13 protein-coding genes are annotated in these 14,599 nt (G+C 74.1%); 7 read left to right on the top strand and 6 right to left on the bottom strand.

The annotated features are described in order from the left end of the window. Positions 1-455 precede the first annotated feature (455 nt). Positions 456-1,655, top strand: a complete 1,200-nt coding sequence (locus tag ABKW28_RS21380; RefSeq protein ID WP_348613108.1) for a YibE/F family protein — start codon at positions 456-458, stop codon at positions 1,653-1,655. Positions 1,656-1,664: 9 nt separating this feature from the next. Here the strand turns inward: ABKW28_RS21380 and ABKW28_RS21375 are convergent, their stop codons facing one another. Continuing rightward, on the bottom strand, positions 1,665-2,276 hold the full coding sequence (locus tag ABKW28_RS21375) for a flavin reductase family protein (protein ID WP_348613106.1): 612 nt from the start codon (positions 2,274-2,276) through the stop codon (positions 1,665-1,667). Positions 2,277-2,888: 612 nt separating this feature from the next. Further along, complete coding sequence (locus tag ABKW28_RS21370; protein WP_348613104.1) at positions 2,889-4,040, bottom strand: alpha/beta hydrolase; 1,152 nt, start codon at positions 4,038-4,040, stop codon at positions 2,889-2,891. A 181-nt stretch (positions 4,041-4,221) separates the two neighbouring features. On the opposite strand from ABKW28_RS21370, the gene ABKW28_RS21365 reads away from it, so the two are divergent. Next, positions 4,222-5,418: a 4-hydroxybenzoate 3-monooxygenase gene (locus ABKW28_RS21365; protein WP_193670013.1), complete on the top strand. Its 1,197-nt coding sequence runs from the start codon at positions 4,222-4,224 to the stop codon at positions 5,416-5,418. 24 nt (positions 5,419-5,442) lie between these two features. On the opposite strand, the gene ABKW28_RS21360 is transcribed toward ABKW28_RS21365, so the two are convergent. Continuing rightward, entirely contained in the window at positions 5,443-6,219 is a 777-nt protein-coding gene (locus ABKW28_RS21360) for an IclR family transcriptional regulator (RefSeq protein ID WP_193670012.1), read from the bottom strand. Between the two features lie 173 nt (positions 6,220-6,392). On the opposite strand from ABKW28_RS21360, the gene pcaH reads away from it, so the two are divergent. The 4 genes from pcaH to pcaC are packed head-to-tail and all read left to right on the top strand — an operon-like array spanning position 6,393 to position 10,198. Next, the gene (gene pcaH / locus ABKW28_RS21355) at positions 6,393-7,232 is read left to right on the top strand and encodes a protocatechuate 3,4-dioxygenase subunit beta (protein ID WP_307822879.1); all 840 of its coding nucleotides are present in this window, start codon (positions 6,393-6,395) and stop codon (positions 7,230-7,232) included. Next, positions 7,229-7,786: a protocatechuate 3,4-dioxygenase subunit alpha gene (gene pcaG / locus ABKW28_RS21350; RefSeq protein WP_193670011.1), complete on the top strand. Its 558-nt coding sequence runs from the start codon at positions 7,229-7,231 to the stop codon at positions 7,784-7,786. Before pcaH ends, pcaG begins: the two co-directional genes overlap by 4 nt. Position 7,787: 1 nt before the next feature. Continuing rightward, the gene (locus ABKW28_RS21345) at positions 7,788-9,014 is read left to right on the top strand and encodes a lyase family protein (RefSeq protein WP_348613102.1); all 1,227 of its coding nucleotides are present in this window, start codon (positions 7,788-7,790) and stop codon (positions 9,012-9,014) included. Further along, positions 9,011-10,198 carry a 4-carboxymuconolactone decarboxylase gene (pcaC, locus tag ABKW28_RS21340; RefSeq protein WP_348613099.1) on the top strand — a complete coding sequence of 396 codons (1,188 nt, stop codon included), beginning with the start codon at positions 9,011-9,013 and terminating at the stop codon, positions 10,196-10,198. Before ABKW28_RS21345 ends, pcaC begins: the two co-directional genes overlap by 4 nt. 54 nt (positions 10,199-10,252) lie before the next feature. Here the strand turns inward: pcaC and ABKW28_RS21335 are convergent, their stop codons facing one another. From ABKW28_RS21335 to ABKW28_RS21325, 3 genes are read right to left on the bottom strand one after another with little or no spacing between them, the layout of a single operon-like run. Beyond that, entirely contained in the window at positions 10,253-11,644 is a 1,392-nt protein-coding gene (locus ABKW28_RS21335; RefSeq protein WP_193670008.1) for an MFS transporter, read from the bottom strand. Next, a complete protein-coding gene (locus tag ABKW28_RS21330; RefSeq protein ID WP_348613097.1) occupies positions 11,641-12,696 on the bottom strand; it encodes a PDR/VanB family oxidoreductase in 1,056 nt (351 codons plus the stop codon). Before ABKW28_RS21330 ends, ABKW28_RS21335 begins: the two co-directional genes overlap by 4 nt. A 5-nt stretch (positions 12,697-12,701) precedes the next feature. Further along, positions 12,702-13,829, bottom strand: coding sequence for an aromatic ring-hydroxylating dioxygenase subunit alpha (locus tag ABKW28_RS21325; protein ID WP_348613095.1), 1,128 nt, complete (start codon positions 13,827-13,829; stop codon positions 12,702-12,704). Positions 13,830-13,939: 110 nt separating this feature from the next. Here ABKW28_RS21325 and ABKW28_RS21320 point away from each other — a divergent pair. Further along, positions 13,940-14,599, top strand: a 660-nt coding sequence (locus tag ABKW28_RS21320) for a PadR family transcriptional regulator (RefSeq protein ID WP_348613093.1), incomplete at its 3' end; no start/stop codon positions are given.

Raw genomic sequence — 14,599 nt, 5'->3', positions numbered from 1 at the left:
TGGCCTGGAGTGACCGATGTGTCGAATTCCCCGCGCCATGGCGCGGCCCGGGGTTGGCCGCTGGGTTGCTCGAAACCCGGTGAGCCCATGGCGTACGGCGAGTGGGCACCTCACGGGGTCTCGGCGTCGCTCGTCGCTGGCGCTCCTCCCTGCTCGACCAACGGTGCTGCCGCGCGTCCGTTGGTTGAGGAGGTTGCGCAGCAACCATCTCGAAACCCGGTGAGCCCATGGCGTACGGCGGGTGGTCGCGGTGGGCGGTCACCTCACGGGGTCTCGGCGACGCGCGTCGCTGGCGCTCCTTGCTGCTCGACCAACGGCGTGGACACTCGTCGCTGGCGCTCCTTGCTGCTGGACCAACGGCGGCCGACTCGTCGAGGCGGCCGCTGGTACTTTGTGGCGTCCGACCACGCCGGGGGGCTGCCGCGGCGGCCGATCCTTCGAGGAGTCGATCACGCATGGGTGGGCACCACCGCGGTCCCGGGCGCGACGAGCTGGGGCGCACGCCGAGGGTGGCGTGGCTGGTGCTGGCGCCGATCGCGCTGCTGACGCTGGTGGCGACGGTCTGGCTGTGGCCCACCGGTGACGTCGTGCCCGACGAGCAGGGCAGCGCCGACCAGTACGAGGGCCGCGTCAGCGCCATCGAGCGCTCGGAGTGCACCGAGGAGCTCACCGACGACGTCAACGGCTGCGGCACCGCGACCGTGTCGCTGGAGACGCCCGAGGACGACCCGCGCGACGAGCCCGTCGACACCGCCGAGGTGCCGCTGCCCAACGGTCCGGGGGCACCGGAGGTGGAGGAGGGCGACGACGTCGTCCTGATCCTCAACGAGACGCCCGACGGGGAGTCCTACGCCATCGTCGACCACCAGCGCGGCACCGGCCTCGCGGTGCTGGCGGGCGCCTTCGTGCTGGCGATGGTGGCCTTCGGCCGCTGGCGCGGGGTCAGTGCGCTGGCCGGTCTGGGCGTCACCTTCCTGCTGCTGCTCTACTTCGTGGTCCCCGCCATCCTCGACGGTTCGCCGCCGCTGCTGGTCGCGATCGTCGGCTCGGCGGCGATCATGCTCACCGTCCTCTACCTGACCCACGGCCTGGGGGCCACGACCACGGTGGCCGTGCTCGGCACCCTGGCCAGCCTCACCCTCACCGGGCTGCTCTCCGCGCTGGCCGTCTCGGCGCTGCACCTGACCGGCGTCACCGACGACCTGTCGCTGGCGGTCGGGATGACCCAGGGCGTCAACACCGAGGGCCTGCTGCTGGCCGGCATCGTCATCGGCTCCCTGGGTGTGCTCGACGACGTGACCGTCACCCAGTCGGCCACGGTCGCCGAGCTCGCGCGCGCCAACCCGGCGTACGGCGCCCTGCAGCTCTTCCGTGCCGGCAGCCGCGTGGGGCGCTCCCACATCGCCTCGGTCGTCAACACCATCGTGCTCGCGTACGCCGGCTCGGCGCTGCCGCTGCTGATCCTGATCGTCGCCAACACCGAGTCCCTCGGCAGCGTCGTGACCGACCAGATCATCGCCCAGGAGGTCGTGCGCAGCGTGGTGGCCACCCTCGGCCTGGTCGCCGCGGTGCCGCTGACGACCGGTCTGGCGGCGGTGGTGCTGCGGGCCCGGGCGCACCCGGTCGAGCAGGGCCCGCCGGTCGACCAGGCCTAGGGGTGGTGCCTAGGCCGGGCGGGTCATCCGCAGCATCGTGTCGGCCACCAGGTACTCGTCGGCGTAGCCCGCACGCATCACCGGCTGGGCGGCCAGCGTGTCGAAGCGGCCGTCGAGGGTCAGCAGCGTCTCATCGAGGTGCACGCCCACGACCTCGCCGACGACCAGCCAGTGGTCGGTCTCGGCGCCGTGCCGGTCGCGCAGCTGCGTGGAGTGCACGACGACGCACTCGAGCGAGGCGTGGCTGGCGACCACCCTCGGGGCGCCCGTCACGCGTCCGGGCTCGAGCTCGAGGCCGGTCGCCGCGGCCTCGTCGTCACCGCGGGGCAGCGAGCGCGACGTGGCGTTCATCAGCTCGGCCAGGTCGCGCGAGACCAGGTTCCAGCAGAACTCGCCCGACTCCAGCGCGAGGCTGGCGGTGTCCTTCATGCCCACGCTCGAGAACATCACCATCGGCGGCCGGTCGCCCACGGCGTTGAAGAAGCTGTAGGGGGCCAGGTTGGTGGTGCCGTCGGCCGTGCGGGTGCTGATCCACCCGATCGGGCGCGGCGCCACGATCGCCTTGAACGGGTCGTGGGGGAGCAGGTCGCGGTCGCGGGCAGCGGGCTCGTAGAAGACCATGACGCCATTCCACCAGCGCCGTCCCCACCCAGTCGGTGTCGGCGCCCCCTGCCACGCTGTACGTCGTGGACCTCAGTTGGGTGCCCGCGGCCGGGCTCGCGGTGGTGCTGCTCGGCGGCTGCGCCGAGGGCGGGCTGGGCGCCGGGTCGGTGGTCGACGCGCCCCGCGAGGGCGAGAGCGGGGACGAGCGAGAGCGGGGGCGGGTGGTGCGCATCGTCGACGGCGACACCCTCTACCTGCGTGGCGACGGCGACCTGCTCGGGGCCGGCGGCGTCGACGGCACCGCGGTGCGGCTGCTGCAGATCGACACCCCCGAGACCGTGGCGCCCGGCAGCCCGGTCGAGTGCTGGGGCCCGGAGGCGTCCGAGGCGCTGGCCGACCTCGTGCCGCCCGGCGCGAGCGTCAGCGTGGAGGCCGACGAGGAGCTGCTCGATCCCTACGACCGCACCCTGCTCTACGTCTACGACGCCGGCGGCGACATGGTGAACCTGGCGATGGTGCGCGCCGGGCACGCCGAGGCGGTGCTCTTCGAGCCCAACGACCGCCACATCGAGCGGATGCGCGCCGCCGAGGCCGAGGCCCGCGACGCCGGGCGGGGCAGGCGCCCGGGTCTCAGCGCGCGAGCGCCGCGTCCAGGAAGTCGGCCACGAGGTCGTAGCTCGGCCCGGCGTCGCCCAGCGGCGCGCTGGCGCTGCTGGTCGAGGTCGAGCAGCCACGGCGTGCGCCGTCGTCCACGGTGGAGACCGTCTGGCCCAGCACCGGTCCCGCGGCCGGGTCGGCCAGGTAGCGGTACTGGTGGTCGGGCCCCTCGACCAGGTGGTAGGTGGCCTCGACGCACCGGCTGGCGAGCCGGTCGAAGAGCACCTGGCTCTGCCCGGGGGGCAGCAGCTGGTCACGCGAGCCGTGGAACATCAGGAACGGCGGGTCGTCCCGCGAGACGTAGCGCAGCGGGTTGGCCAGCCGCGCGTTGTGGCAGCGCGGGTCGCCGATCCCGGTCTCGTACTGCGTGCACCCGGTCATCCGCGACTCGGGGGAGTCCGGGGTCTCGTGCTCGAGCACGCTCCACTCGGTGGCCTGGGAGTCCATCTTGCGGAACGCGGTCGGCGGGGAGAGCGTCACCACGGCCTGGACGCGGCTCGAGGGCCCACGCACGCCCTGGTAGCCCTCCAGGCGCTTGACGTCGCCGGTGGTGCCGGCGATCGCCGCGGTCCAGGCGCCGGAGGAGAAGCCGCCGATCGCGAAGCGACGACGGTCCAGGCCCAGCCGCCCGGCCTTCTTGCGCAGGTAGCGGATGGCGGCCTTGATGTCGTGGACCTGGCCCGGGAACTGGACCTGGCTGCTGTTGCGCACCGACACCCCCGCCACCGCGTACCCGTGGGGGGCCAGGCGCTCGGCCCAGGCGTCGGCGGTGTCCTTGCCGTTGTCCCCGAACCAGGCCGATCCCTCGGAGTAGATGAACAGCGGCAGCTTCTGGTTCTTGCGCCGCTCGGGCAGGTAGAGGTCGAGCAGGTTCCCTCGGGTGTCGGCCGGCACCGGGTCGGTGTAGGCGACGTCGGTGAGCACGCGGGCCGGCACCTTCTTGCCCCGGGCGGCCGGTCCGGCCGTCGTGTCGGCAGTGCTGGTGGCGGTGCTGTCGGCGGTGCTGCCTGCAGTGGTGCCGGCCGCGTCGTCCGCGGCGTTGGTCGGGCCCGCCAGGGCGAGTCCCGTGACGAGAGCCGCAGCGACGGCGTACGCCGCCCGCCTGGCTCGCGGGGTGGTCTTCATCTGTTCTCCTAGCGCACGACTGTTCGTCTGACGAATGGAACTCGAACCCTGCGCCCGTGACCGCGGTCACGTCAAGGGGTGGTCCAGGCCTCCGTGCGCTGGAGAACAGAAGTGGAGCCTTTTTCCGTTCAGCGGAAGCTGGGTCTCGACCGGTCCGTCCCCGGTCCCTACGGTCCGACCCATGACGAGCCCCGCCAGCACCACCCGCACGCAGGTCGCGATCGTCGGCGGAGGCCCCGCAGGGCTGCTGCTGAGCCACCTCCTGCACCGGGTCGGCATCGACTCGGTGGTCGTGGACCACCGCAGCGTCGACGAGATCGAGACCACCCACCGCGCCGGCATCCTCGAGCCCGACAGCGTGCGGCTGCTCACCGACACCGGCGTCTACGCCGCGGGGCAGGAGCGGGTGCTGACCGAGGGCGACCGGCACGGCGGGATCTACCTGCGCTTCGGCGGGGAGAGCCACCACCTCGACTTCGAGGACCTGGTGGGCGCCTCGGTGTGGCTCTATCCCCAGACCGAGGTCTTCGTCGACCTGCACCGGGCGCGGGTGCGCGACGGCGGCGACCTGCGCTACGGGATCAGCCAGACCGCGGTCAGCGACGTCGAGACCGCCCCCCGCGTCGCGTACGTCGACGCCGACGGTGCCCAGCACGAGGTCCTGGCCGACATGGTGGTGGGCGCCGACGGCTCACGCAGCGTGTGCCGCGACCTGGTGGTCGGGAACGAGCGCTTCTTCCGCGAGTACCCCTTCGCCTGGTTCGGCATCCTGTGCGAGGCCCCGAAGAGCTCCTCGGAGCTGATCTACGCCCGCTCGGACCGCGGCTTCGCCCTGATCAGCCAGCGCACCGAGTCGGTGCAGCGGATGTACTTCCAGTGCGACCCCCAGGAGGACCCCGGGGCCTGGTCGGACGACCGCATCTGGTCCGAGCTGCAGCACCGGTTGGCCGGCGCCGACGGCTACCGCCTGCAGGAGGGGCCGGTCATCGAGAAGTCGGTGCTGCCGTTCCGCAGCTTCGTGCAGACCCCCATGCAGCACGGCCGGTTGGTGCTGGCGGGCGATGCCGCCCACACCGTGCCGCCGACCGGCGCCAAGGGCCTCAACCTGGCGCTCCAGGACGTCAAGGTGCTGGCCGAGGTCATCGAGCAGGTGATGGTCGAGGGCGACGACGCGGCGCTCGCCGGCTACACCGACCGGGCCCTGGCGCGCGTGTGGAAGGCCCAGCACTTCTCCTACTGGATGACCACGATGCTGCACCGCGGGGACGGCTCGTCGGAGTTCGACGAGCGCCGCCAGCTCGGCGAGCTCGCCTCGCTGGTCTCCTCGCGCGCCGGTGCGACGTACCTCGCCGAGGGGTATACCGGCTGGCCCCAGTAGGACCCGCCCGCCGGCCGGGGGCGCTCAGCGCTCGCCGGGGGCCACGGGCGGCAGCCGCTGCAGCGCCCGCCCGATGCCGCGGGCCGCGACCTCGAGCGCGGCGACCAGTCGCGGGCGGTCGGTGCGCAGCGAGGCCACCACCAGGCCGAGGGCGGCCACGACCTCGTCGCGCTGCACGACCGGCACGGCCACCGAGCACGCTCCCAGGCTCATCTCCTCCGCGGTGGTCGCCCAGCCCTCGCGACGCACCCGGCCCAGCTGGCGGCGCAGGGTGCCGGGCTGGGTGATCGTGTAGCGGGTCACGGCCCGGAGGTCGGCGAGCGCGGCGCGCTCGACCTCGGCCGGTGCGTGGGCCAGGAGCACCTTGCCGACCCCGGTGGTGTGCAGCGGCAGCCGGGAGCCCACGGCGCTGACCACGGGCACCGAGGCGTTGCCCCGCAGCCGGTCGACGTAGAGCACCTCGGTGCCGTCGCGCACCGCGAGGTGCACGGTGGCCCGGGTGGCGCCGAACAGGTCGTGCAGGTAGGGGGAGGCCACCTCGCGCAACCCGGTCTGCACTGGCGCGAGGAGCCCGATGTCCCAGAGCCGGCGGCCCACCACGTAGTCGCCCTCGGGGGTGCGGTTCAGGGCGCCGAACTCGAGCAGGTCCGCCACCAGGCGGTGGGCGGTGGTGAGCGGCATCCCCGCGCGACGGGCCAGCTCCGAGAGCGGGAGCCGGCGGTGGTTCTCGTCGAACGCGGCCAGCAGCGAGAGCGCGCGGGAGGTGACGGATGCGCCGACGGCGCCGGAGTTGCCGGCCATGGCTCCAGTCTGCACGTCCCGCGCCGGCCGGGCCGGAAGTCCGGGCCGGGTCGGCGGGAGATCCGGGCCGGGTCGGCGGGAGATTCGGGCCGGGTCGGCGATGTCCGGGGGTACTTCCGGTCAGTGGAAGTGAGGGGAGGTGGTGGCCGAGCCGTGGCCCTTACGGTGGGACGGTGAACGACACCACCCAGTCCAACGTCCCCCAGGTGGCGCGGGATCCGGCCAGCGGCCTGGAGCCCCAGTCGCAGCTCTCGGAGGAGATGGCTCGCATCTCGGCCGAGCACGAGCGCTCCGGGGTCGAGGAGACGCAGCCCCGCCTGGACTACGCGCCGTACCGCTCGAGCCTGCTGCGGCACCCGACCAAGGCGCCGGTCCAGGTCGACCCCGAGGGCGTGGAGCTCTGGGCGCCCTGCTTCGGCGAGCGCGACGTCGACCCGCTCGAGGCCGACCTGACCGTCCAGCACGGCGGCGAGCCGGTGGGCGAGCGGATGGTGGTCACCGGCCGGGTGGTCGACGGCGACGGGCGCCCCGTGCGCCGCCAGCTGGTCGAGATCTGGCAGGCCAACGCCGGGGGACGCTACGTGCACCAGCGCGACCAGCACCCCGCCGCTCTGGACCCGCACTTCACCGGCATGGGGCGCTGCCTGACCGACGACGAGGGGCACTACCGCTTCACCACGATCAAGCCGGGCCCCTACCCGTGGCGCAACCACCACAACGCCTGGCGGCCCGCGCACATCCACTTCTCGCTGTTCGGCACCGACTTCACCCAGCGGATGGTCACCCAGATGTACTTCCCGGGCGACCCGCTCTTCGCGCTCGACCCGATCTACCAGGCGATCGTCGACCCACGCGCCCGCGAGCGCCTCGTCGCCACCTACGACCACGACGTCACCCAGCACGAGTGGTCCACGGGCTACCGGTGGGACATCGTGCTCACCGGCGCGCACCGCACGCCGCTGGAGGCCGACACCGAGCCCGAGCAGGACTCGGGGAAGGGAGGCGCGCGATGAGCCGCCTGCACCCCACGCCCGGGCAGACCGTGGGCCCGTTCTTCCACTACGCCCTGCCCTACGACGGCGACCGCGACCTGGTCGCGCCCGGGACTCCCGGCTCGGTGCTGCTGCACGGCACCGTCCGCGACGGGCACGGCCAGGGGCTCCAGGACGCCCTCGTCGAGATCTGGCAGCCCGACGCCCACGGCCGGGTGCTCCAGCGCCCCGGCTCGCTGCGGCGCGACGGCCATGTGCTGACCGGCTTCGGGCGCTCGACGACCGACCGCACCGGCCGCTACACCTTCACCACGGTCGCCCCGGGCCGGGTCGAGGGCGCGCTCCCCTTCTTCGCCGTGACCGTCTTCGCGCGGGGGCTGCTGAACCGCCTCTTCACCCGCGCCTACCTGCCGCTCGACGAGACCCCCGGGGCGGTGCCCGACGCGCTGCTCGACTCGGTGGGCGAGCGGGCCGGCACGCTCCTGTGCGAGCGCGACGACGACGGCCTGCGCTTCGACATCACTCTCCAGGGCGTGGGGGAGACGGTCTTCCTGACCTATCCGGGACACTCCTGAGGTGAGCTCCTTGTGGTGGCCCGGCGACCACCGGGCCGGATCGGCGATGCTGGACCAGAGCCTGCTCGAGCAGCTGGTGGAGGTCGAGCACGCCTGGCTCGGTGCGCTGGTGCGGGTGGGCGCGGCCCCGGGCGGGTGCCTCGACGCCGACGTGCGCGCGGTCCTGCCCGATCTCGACCGCGACGAGCTGGCGGTGGCGGCCGAGGCCGGGGGCAACCCGGTGATCCCGCTGGTGGGGCGGCTGCGCGAGCTGCTGCCCGAGCCCGCGGCGACCTGGGTCCACCGGGGGCTGACCAGCCAGGACGTCCTGGACACCGCGACCGTGCTCTGCGCGCGCGACACCGTGCGCCGGGTGCGCGTCGAGGTGGCCGGGCAGGTGCGGGCGCTGGTGGACCTGGCCGACACGCACCGGCACACCCCGATGCTGGCGCGCACCCTGACCCAGCCGGCCGTCCCGAGCACCCTGGGCGCCAAGGTCGCAGGCTGGCTGCACGGGGTCCTCGACGCCGACGACGCCCTGGCCGCGCTGCGCTGGCCGGTGCAGCTCGGCGGCGCGGGCGGCACGCTCGCCTCGCTCGTCGAGCTCGCCGGCCGTCCCGGGGCGAGGCGGCTGCGCGCCGACCTCGCTCACGCCCTCGACCTGGAGCCCGCGGCGCCGTGGCACACCCGGCGCACGCCGATGGTCCGCGCCGGCGAGGCCGCGGCGGCGGCCACGGCGGCCTGGGGACGCATCGCCAACGACGTGCTGGTGCTGGGCCGCCCCGAGGTCGGCGAGCTGCGCGACGGCTCGGCCGGGGGCTCCTCCGCGATGCCGCACAAGGCCAACCCGACCCTGGCGGTGCTGGTGCGCCGCGCCGCGCTCGCGGCTCCCGGCGAGCTCTCGTCGCTGCACCTGGCCTCGGCCGAGCAGGTCGACGAGCGAGCCGACGGCGGCTGGCACCTCGAGTGGCACCCCCTGGCGCTGCTGCTGCGCCGCACCCTGGTCGCGTCCTGCCACACGGGCGACCTGCTGCGCGGGCTGGTGGTCGACACCGAGCGGATGGCGGCGCGGCTGGCCGAGGTCGAGCACCAGGTGCGCGCCGAGCAGCGCTCCTTGGCCGCGCTGGGCGGCCGGGAGCCCGCGCCGACGTACGTCGGCCTCGCCGACGACCTCGTCGACGAGGCGCTCGAGCGGGCCCGACCACACCTGCGAACCGATCACCCGACCCCGCACGAGGAGCACCTGTGACCGTCACCGCCGTCCGTCTCGGAGGCCGCCCCGACCTGCCGCTCCTGGTGCTGGGGCCCTCGCTCGGCACCACGGCCACCACCTTGTGGTCGCGCGCCGCGGCCCACCTGGCCCAGGACTTCCAGGTGGTCGCGTGGGACCTGCCCGGCCACGGGCACAACCGCGTGCCGGTGGGGGAGGACCCCGTCAGCATGCGCAGCCTGGCCCGCGACGTGCTCGCGGTGGTCGACGAGGTCGCCGGCGGCCTGCAGCCGGCCCCCTTCCACTACGCCGGCGACTCGGTCGGCGGCGCGGTCGGCCTGCAGCTGCTGCTCGACGCTCCCGGGCGGGTGCAGTCGGCCACGCTGCTGTGCACCGGCGCCCGCATCGGCTCCGAGGAGTCGTGGCGCGAGCGCATCGAGCTCGTGCGGGCCAGCGGCACGCCCGCCCTGGTGAGCGGGTCGGCGCAGCGCTGGTTCGGGGAGGGGTTCCTGGAGCGCTCGCCGGAGGCGGGCTCCGCGCTGCTGCACGCCCTGTCCGAGGTCGACGACGAGGGCTACGCCGCGGTCTGCTCGGCCCTGGCCACGTTCGACGTGCGAGACCGGCTGGACCGCATCGCGACGCCCGTGCTGGCCGTGGCGGGCGCCGAGGACGTCGCCACCCCGCCGGAGTCGCTGCGCGAGGTCGCGGACGGCGTGCGGGACGGCCGGCTCGTGGTGCTCGACGGGGTCGCCCACCTCGCGCCCGCGGAGGCGCCCGACGAGGTGGCCAGGCTCGTGCGCGAGCACGCGCTGGGCCCGGTCGCGCCGGCGCGCGACGAGATGAGCCTCGCGCAGGTGCGCGCGGCGGGCATGGAGGTGCGGCGCGAGGTGCTCGGCGACGCCCACGTGGACCGGGCCACCGCCGCGGCCACCGACCTGACCAGTGAGTTCCAGGAGCTCATCACCGAGTACGCCTGGGGCAGCATCTGGACCCGCCCCGGCCTCGATCGGCGCTCGCGCTCGCTGATCACGCTGACCGCGCTCGTCGCCCGCGGCCACCACGAGGAGCTGGCCATGCACGTGCGGGCCGCCCGCACGAACGGGGTGTCGGTCGAGGAGATCAAGGAGCTGCTGCTGCAGACCGCGATCTACTGCGGCGTCCCCGACGCCAACACGGCCTTCCGGATCGCGCAGCGGGTGCTCTCGGAGATGGGCGAGGCCTGAGGCGCCACGTGCGGCGCCCCAGGCCTCGCCCGGGGATGCGGGTCGGGGTGCGGGTCAGGCGCGGACCGTCACCGCACGGCGGGTGGCGCCGGCGGGTCGGGCGCTGCCGCCGCGGGGGAGCAGGGCCACCGCGATCGCGGAGACGCTGAGCACCAGCGCGGCACCGACGTAGAGCTGGGTGGCGCCCCAGTCGGCGTCCACCAGCCGACCGGTGACCAGGGGCGCCAGGATGGCGCCGATGCGCCCGATGCCGATGGCCCAGCCCATGCCGGTGCCCCGGGTCCGGGTCCCGTACAGGGCGGGGGTGACCGTGTAGAGACCGGCCACGCAGCCGTTGACCAGGGCGCCCACCAGGACCCCGACGAACAGCGCGACGACGAGCACGGCGGTGCTGAGCACCAGGGTCGCCATGGCGACGGCGGCGAGCAGCGTGAAGCCGATCAGGACGAGGCGCTGGTCGGCGCGCGCCGTCACGACGCCGTAGAGGATCGAGCCGAGGGCGCCGCCGATCGCCAGGGCGATGCCACCGCCGGCCGCCTGGTCGGAGGAGAGCCCCGCGTCGGCGAGCAGGGTGGGGGTCCAGCTGTTGACGAAGTAGAAGCCGAACATGGTGCAGAAGAAGGCGAGCCAGACCAGCAGCGTCGAGCGGTGCTGGCCCCCGGTCAGCAGGGCCGAGAGGCGGACCCGCGGAGCCGTGTCCGCGCCCGTGGCCGTACCCGTGTCGGTGGTGGCTGCGGAGAGCGAGGTCAGCGGCTCCTGCCGCATCCGCACCAGGGTGGCGTTGACGCGAGCCAGGTCGCGGTCGCGGCCGCGGTGCACCATCAGGTCGACCGACTCCGGCAGCAGCCGCACGAGCACCACCAGGGCGCCGAGGGTGAGGGTCGCGCCGGTCCAGAAGACGCCGCGCCAGCCGAAGGAGTCCTGCAGCGCGACGGCCGCGAGACCGCCGACCATCGCGCCGACGCCGTAGCCGGCGGTGTAGATGCCGATGGACAGGCCCCGGCTGCGGGCGTTGGCGAACTCGCTGGCGATGACGTTGGTGCACGCCAGGATGCCGCCGACGCCGAGCCCGGTCAGCACCCGGGTGCCACCGAGGGTCAGGGCGGTCGGCGCCAGCGCGCTGCCCACCATGCCGATCCCCGAGAGCGCCACGCACGCCAGGACGACGGTGCGGCGCCCCAGGCTGTCGGCCAGGGGCGCGATCAGCATCGATCCGGCCGCCATGCCGACCAGACCGGCGCTGAGCAGCAGGCCGATCTGGGTGCCGCTGAGGGCGAAGGTGGACCCGACGCCGGCGGCGGTGAACGCCATCGCCATCACGTCGAAGCCGTCGAGCGTGTTCAACAGGGTGCACAGGGCGATGACGCCCCACTGGAAGCGCGACATCGGTGCCGCGTCGATGCGTGCGCGCAGGGTCGGGGCAGGTGGTGCGACGGGGGTGCTCATGGCAGCTCCAGGGTCAGGACGCCGCAGGGCGCGGGGTCGGTGGTGCGGGTGTCGGTGGGGCGGGTTGCGGCGCGGTCGGGCACCGCGACCCGGGAGACGCACAGGCACAACCGGTCGCCGGCCGCCTTCTGGTCGTCGTCGAGGAAGACGTCGCGGTGGTCGAGCCGGCCCTCGAGGTCCAGCACACGGGCCACGCAGAGCCCGCACTCGCCCTTGCGGCAGTCGGCCATCACCGCGACGCCGGCGGCCTCGAGCGACTCCAGGACGGTGCTGCCGGGCGTGACCTGGACGGTCGTGCCCAGCCGCGGCACCCGGACCCGGAACTCCTGCGGCTCCCACGAGCCGCTGTTGCCGAACGTCTCGAAGCGCAGGTTGGTCGGTGGCAGCGCGGCGTCGGCCCAGGCCCGTCGGACCGCGTCCATCATCGCGATGGGCCCGCACATGTAGAGCTCGGTGCGTCCCGGGTGGGCGCCGTCGGCGACCTCGGCGACCAGGTCGGCGACGTCGAGCCGTCCGCCCTCGGCCTCGGTGTGCAGGGTGAACCGGTCGCCGTGCTCGGCCGCGAGCTCGTCGAGGTAGGGCAGCACCTCGCGCCGGCGTCCGGCCAGCACGAGGCGGTAGTCGGCGCCGCGCGCCCGCAGGGTGCGGGCCATCGCGATGGTGGCGGTCAGGCCGATGCCGCCGGCCAGCAGGACGTAGCGCGCGGCTCCGACGCCGAGCGGGAAGTTCTGCAGGGGGGCCGTGACCGGCAGGCGGTCGCCGACGCGCAGGGCGTGCACGCGCCGCGAGCCGCCCCGCCCCGGGTCGGCCAGCTGGACGGTCAGGGTGAGCCGTCGCCCGCCGTCCTCGCTGGCCACCACCGAGTAGGACCGGGTCAGCGAGGCGGGGCCCGGCTCGCCGTCCCGGGCGGCGAGGCGGATGTCGACGTGGCTGCCGGGCCGGGCCGGGACGGGGCGGTCGGGGGCGAGCACCACGCGGCGCACGCCCTCGGCGACCTCCTCGCTGGCGACCACCTCGGCGGTGCCCCAGCTGATGACGCTGTCGATGGCCATCGCGCTCAGCCGTTCGCGGCCGGGCGCAGCGCGGTGACCGCTGCGTCGGCGTCGTTGCCGCGGCCCTCGAGGGCCAGCATCTCGTCGAGGATCCGGCGCACCCACATGCCGCCCGCGTCGATGTTGAGGCTGTAGAAGGCGTGGTCGGGGTTGGCGTCGATCGCCCGCTGCTGGGCCACCAGCATCTCCTCGTCCTCGGCGAAGACGCCGTGCACGCCCTCGCGCAGCTGGGTGGTGATGAGCTGGCTGTCGAGGCGGTAGTTGCGCATGAACGCCCAGAAGTAGTGGCTGGTGCGCGCCGACTCGGGGGTGATGGTGTTCATGACGTAGCCGTTGACGCCCTGGGAGCGGTCCCCCTCGGGCGCACCGGTGCCGGCCTTGGCCACCCCCACGTCGATGCAGATGGTGCCGGGGGCCTCGTAGTGGATGATCTGCCAGCGGTCGACCTTGCCGCTGAACCCCGGGAACTTGTCGCGCATGTTCTTGAGCCAGAACGGCGGCGGGTCGATGTCACGCATCCAGCGCGAGACCGTGACCCGCCGGTCGCCGTCGCGGGTGACCTCGAACTCCGACTCGCTGAGCTCGTCCTGGCCGATGCTCGAGGAGTGCACGAACTCCTCGTGCGTGAGGTCCATCAGGTTGTCCAGGACCAGCTGGTAGTTGCAGCCCGCGGCGATGGTCAGGCCGTCGCCGGCCCAGTCGGGGTGCTCCATCTGGTGCATGTCGGGCACCAGGTCGGGGTCGGCGAGGTCGGGATCGCCCGGCCACACCCACACGTAGCGGTGCCGCTCGACGACCGGGAAGGAGGGGACCGCCGCGCTCGGGTTGACGGTGCGCTGGGCCGGCATCGACGTGCAGCGCCCGGCCGGGTTGTAGCGCAGGCCGTGGTAGGGGCACTGGAGCTCGTCGCCGTGGATCGTGCCCATGGACAGCGGCGCCAGGCGGTGCCAGCAGGCGTCGGCGAGCGCGCTGACCGCGCCGTCGGTGCTGCGCCACATCGCCATCGGGACGCCGGCGATGGTGCGGGCCAGGGGCGTGCGGGCGCTCACCTCGTGGTCCCAGGCGGCGGCGTACCAGGCGTTGCGGGGGAAGTCGAAGACCTTCGCGGTCACCGAGCGCGGGGGCGTGTCCATGGGGCTCCTCGATCAGAAGTCACTACGTGCATAGGGATGTAACCCTCATCACGGTAAGCGGGATCGATCCCTATGTCTATAGGTACTTTCCCGACCACTAGGCTGCGGGCGTGAGCCTGCGACATGCGCTGTTGTCCCTCCTGAGCGGGCGTGAGCGCACCGGCTACGAGGCCTCGACCGACTTCGGCCGGTCGGTGGAGCACGTGTGGCACGCGCCCGACTCGCAGATCTACCCCGAGCTGCGCAGGCTGGCCGACCTCGGCCTGCTCGACGTGGACGAGCTGCCCGACGGCGGGCGGGGCACCAAGAAGCGCTACCGCATCACCGAGACGGGGCTGGCCGAGCTGCGCGCCTGGATCGAGTCGCCGACGCGCCCGCGCCCGCAGCGGGACCCGGCGTACCTCCGGGCGGCCTACCTGGAGTGGGCCTCGCCGGAGGCCGCCCGCGAGGTGCTGGGCGTGCACCGGGACGTGCACCTGGAGCGCCTGCGGATGCTCGAGCAGGTGCGCGTCTCGCTCGTGGAGCGCACCAACCCCACGCTGGTCCAGCGGCTGCGGCGCTACCCCGCGGAGCAGCACGACCGGATCGTGGCCTGGAAGGTCTACGCCTACGACGGGATGATCGCCCAGGCGCGCGCCGAGGTCGCCTGGGCCGAGCAGGGCCTCGAGCTGGTGGAGCGCTTCCGCGACCTCCCGCCCCTGGGCATGGGCGAGGCGCGGGACGAGCCCGGGGCCGGCGCCGGCGCCGGACCCCCCGCCCCCCCCCCGCGC

Origin of the sequence: Nocardioides sp. 31GB23 (genome assembly GCF_040012395.1) — a bacterium.
In the GTDB taxonomy this organism is placed as follows: Bacteria; Actinomycetota; Actinomycetes; order Propionibacteriales; family Nocardioidaceae; genus Nocardioides; species Nocardioides salarius.
This window is presented reverse-complemented; position numbering and strand designations above follow the sequence as displayed.

Bases quoted from the DNA above. Each gene is read 5' to 3' on its own strand.
- ABKW28_RS21370 (WP_348613104.1), bottom strand. From the start codon at position 4,040: ATGAAGACCACCCCGCGAGCCAGGCGGGCGGCGTACGCCGTCGCTGCG.
- ABKW28_RS21365 (WP_193670013.1), top strand. From the start codon at position 4,222: ATGACGAGCCCCGCCAGCACCACCCGCACGCAGGTCGCGATCGTCGGC.
- ABKW28_RS21325 (WP_348613095.1), bottom strand. From the start codon at position 13,829: ATGGACACGCCCCCGCGCTCGGTGACCGCGAAGGTCTTCGACTTCCCC.
- ABKW28_RS21335 (WP_193670008.1), bottom strand. From the start codon at position 11,644: ATGAGCACCCCCGTCGCACCACCTGCCCCGACCCTGCGCGCACGCATC.
- ABKW28_RS21375 (WP_348613106.1), bottom strand. From the start codon at position 2,276: ATGGTCTTCTACGAGCCCGCTGCCCGCGACCGCGACCTGCTCCCCCAC.
- pcaG (WP_193670011.1), top strand. From the start codon at position 7,229: ATGAGCCGCCTGCACCCCACGCCCGGGCAGACCGTGGGCCCGTTCTTC.
- ABKW28_RS21330 (WP_348613097.1), bottom strand. From the start codon at position 12,696: ATGGCCATCGACAGCGTCATCAGCTGGGGCACCGCCGAGGTGGTCGCC.
- ABKW28_RS21380 (WP_348613108.1), top strand. From the start codon at position 456: ATGGGTGGGCACCACCGCGGTCCCGGGCGCGACGAGCTGGGGCGCACG.
- ABKW28_RS21360 (WP_193670012.1), bottom strand. From the start codon at position 6,219: ATGGCCGGCAACTCCGGCGCCGTCGGCGCATCCGTCACCTCCCGCGCG.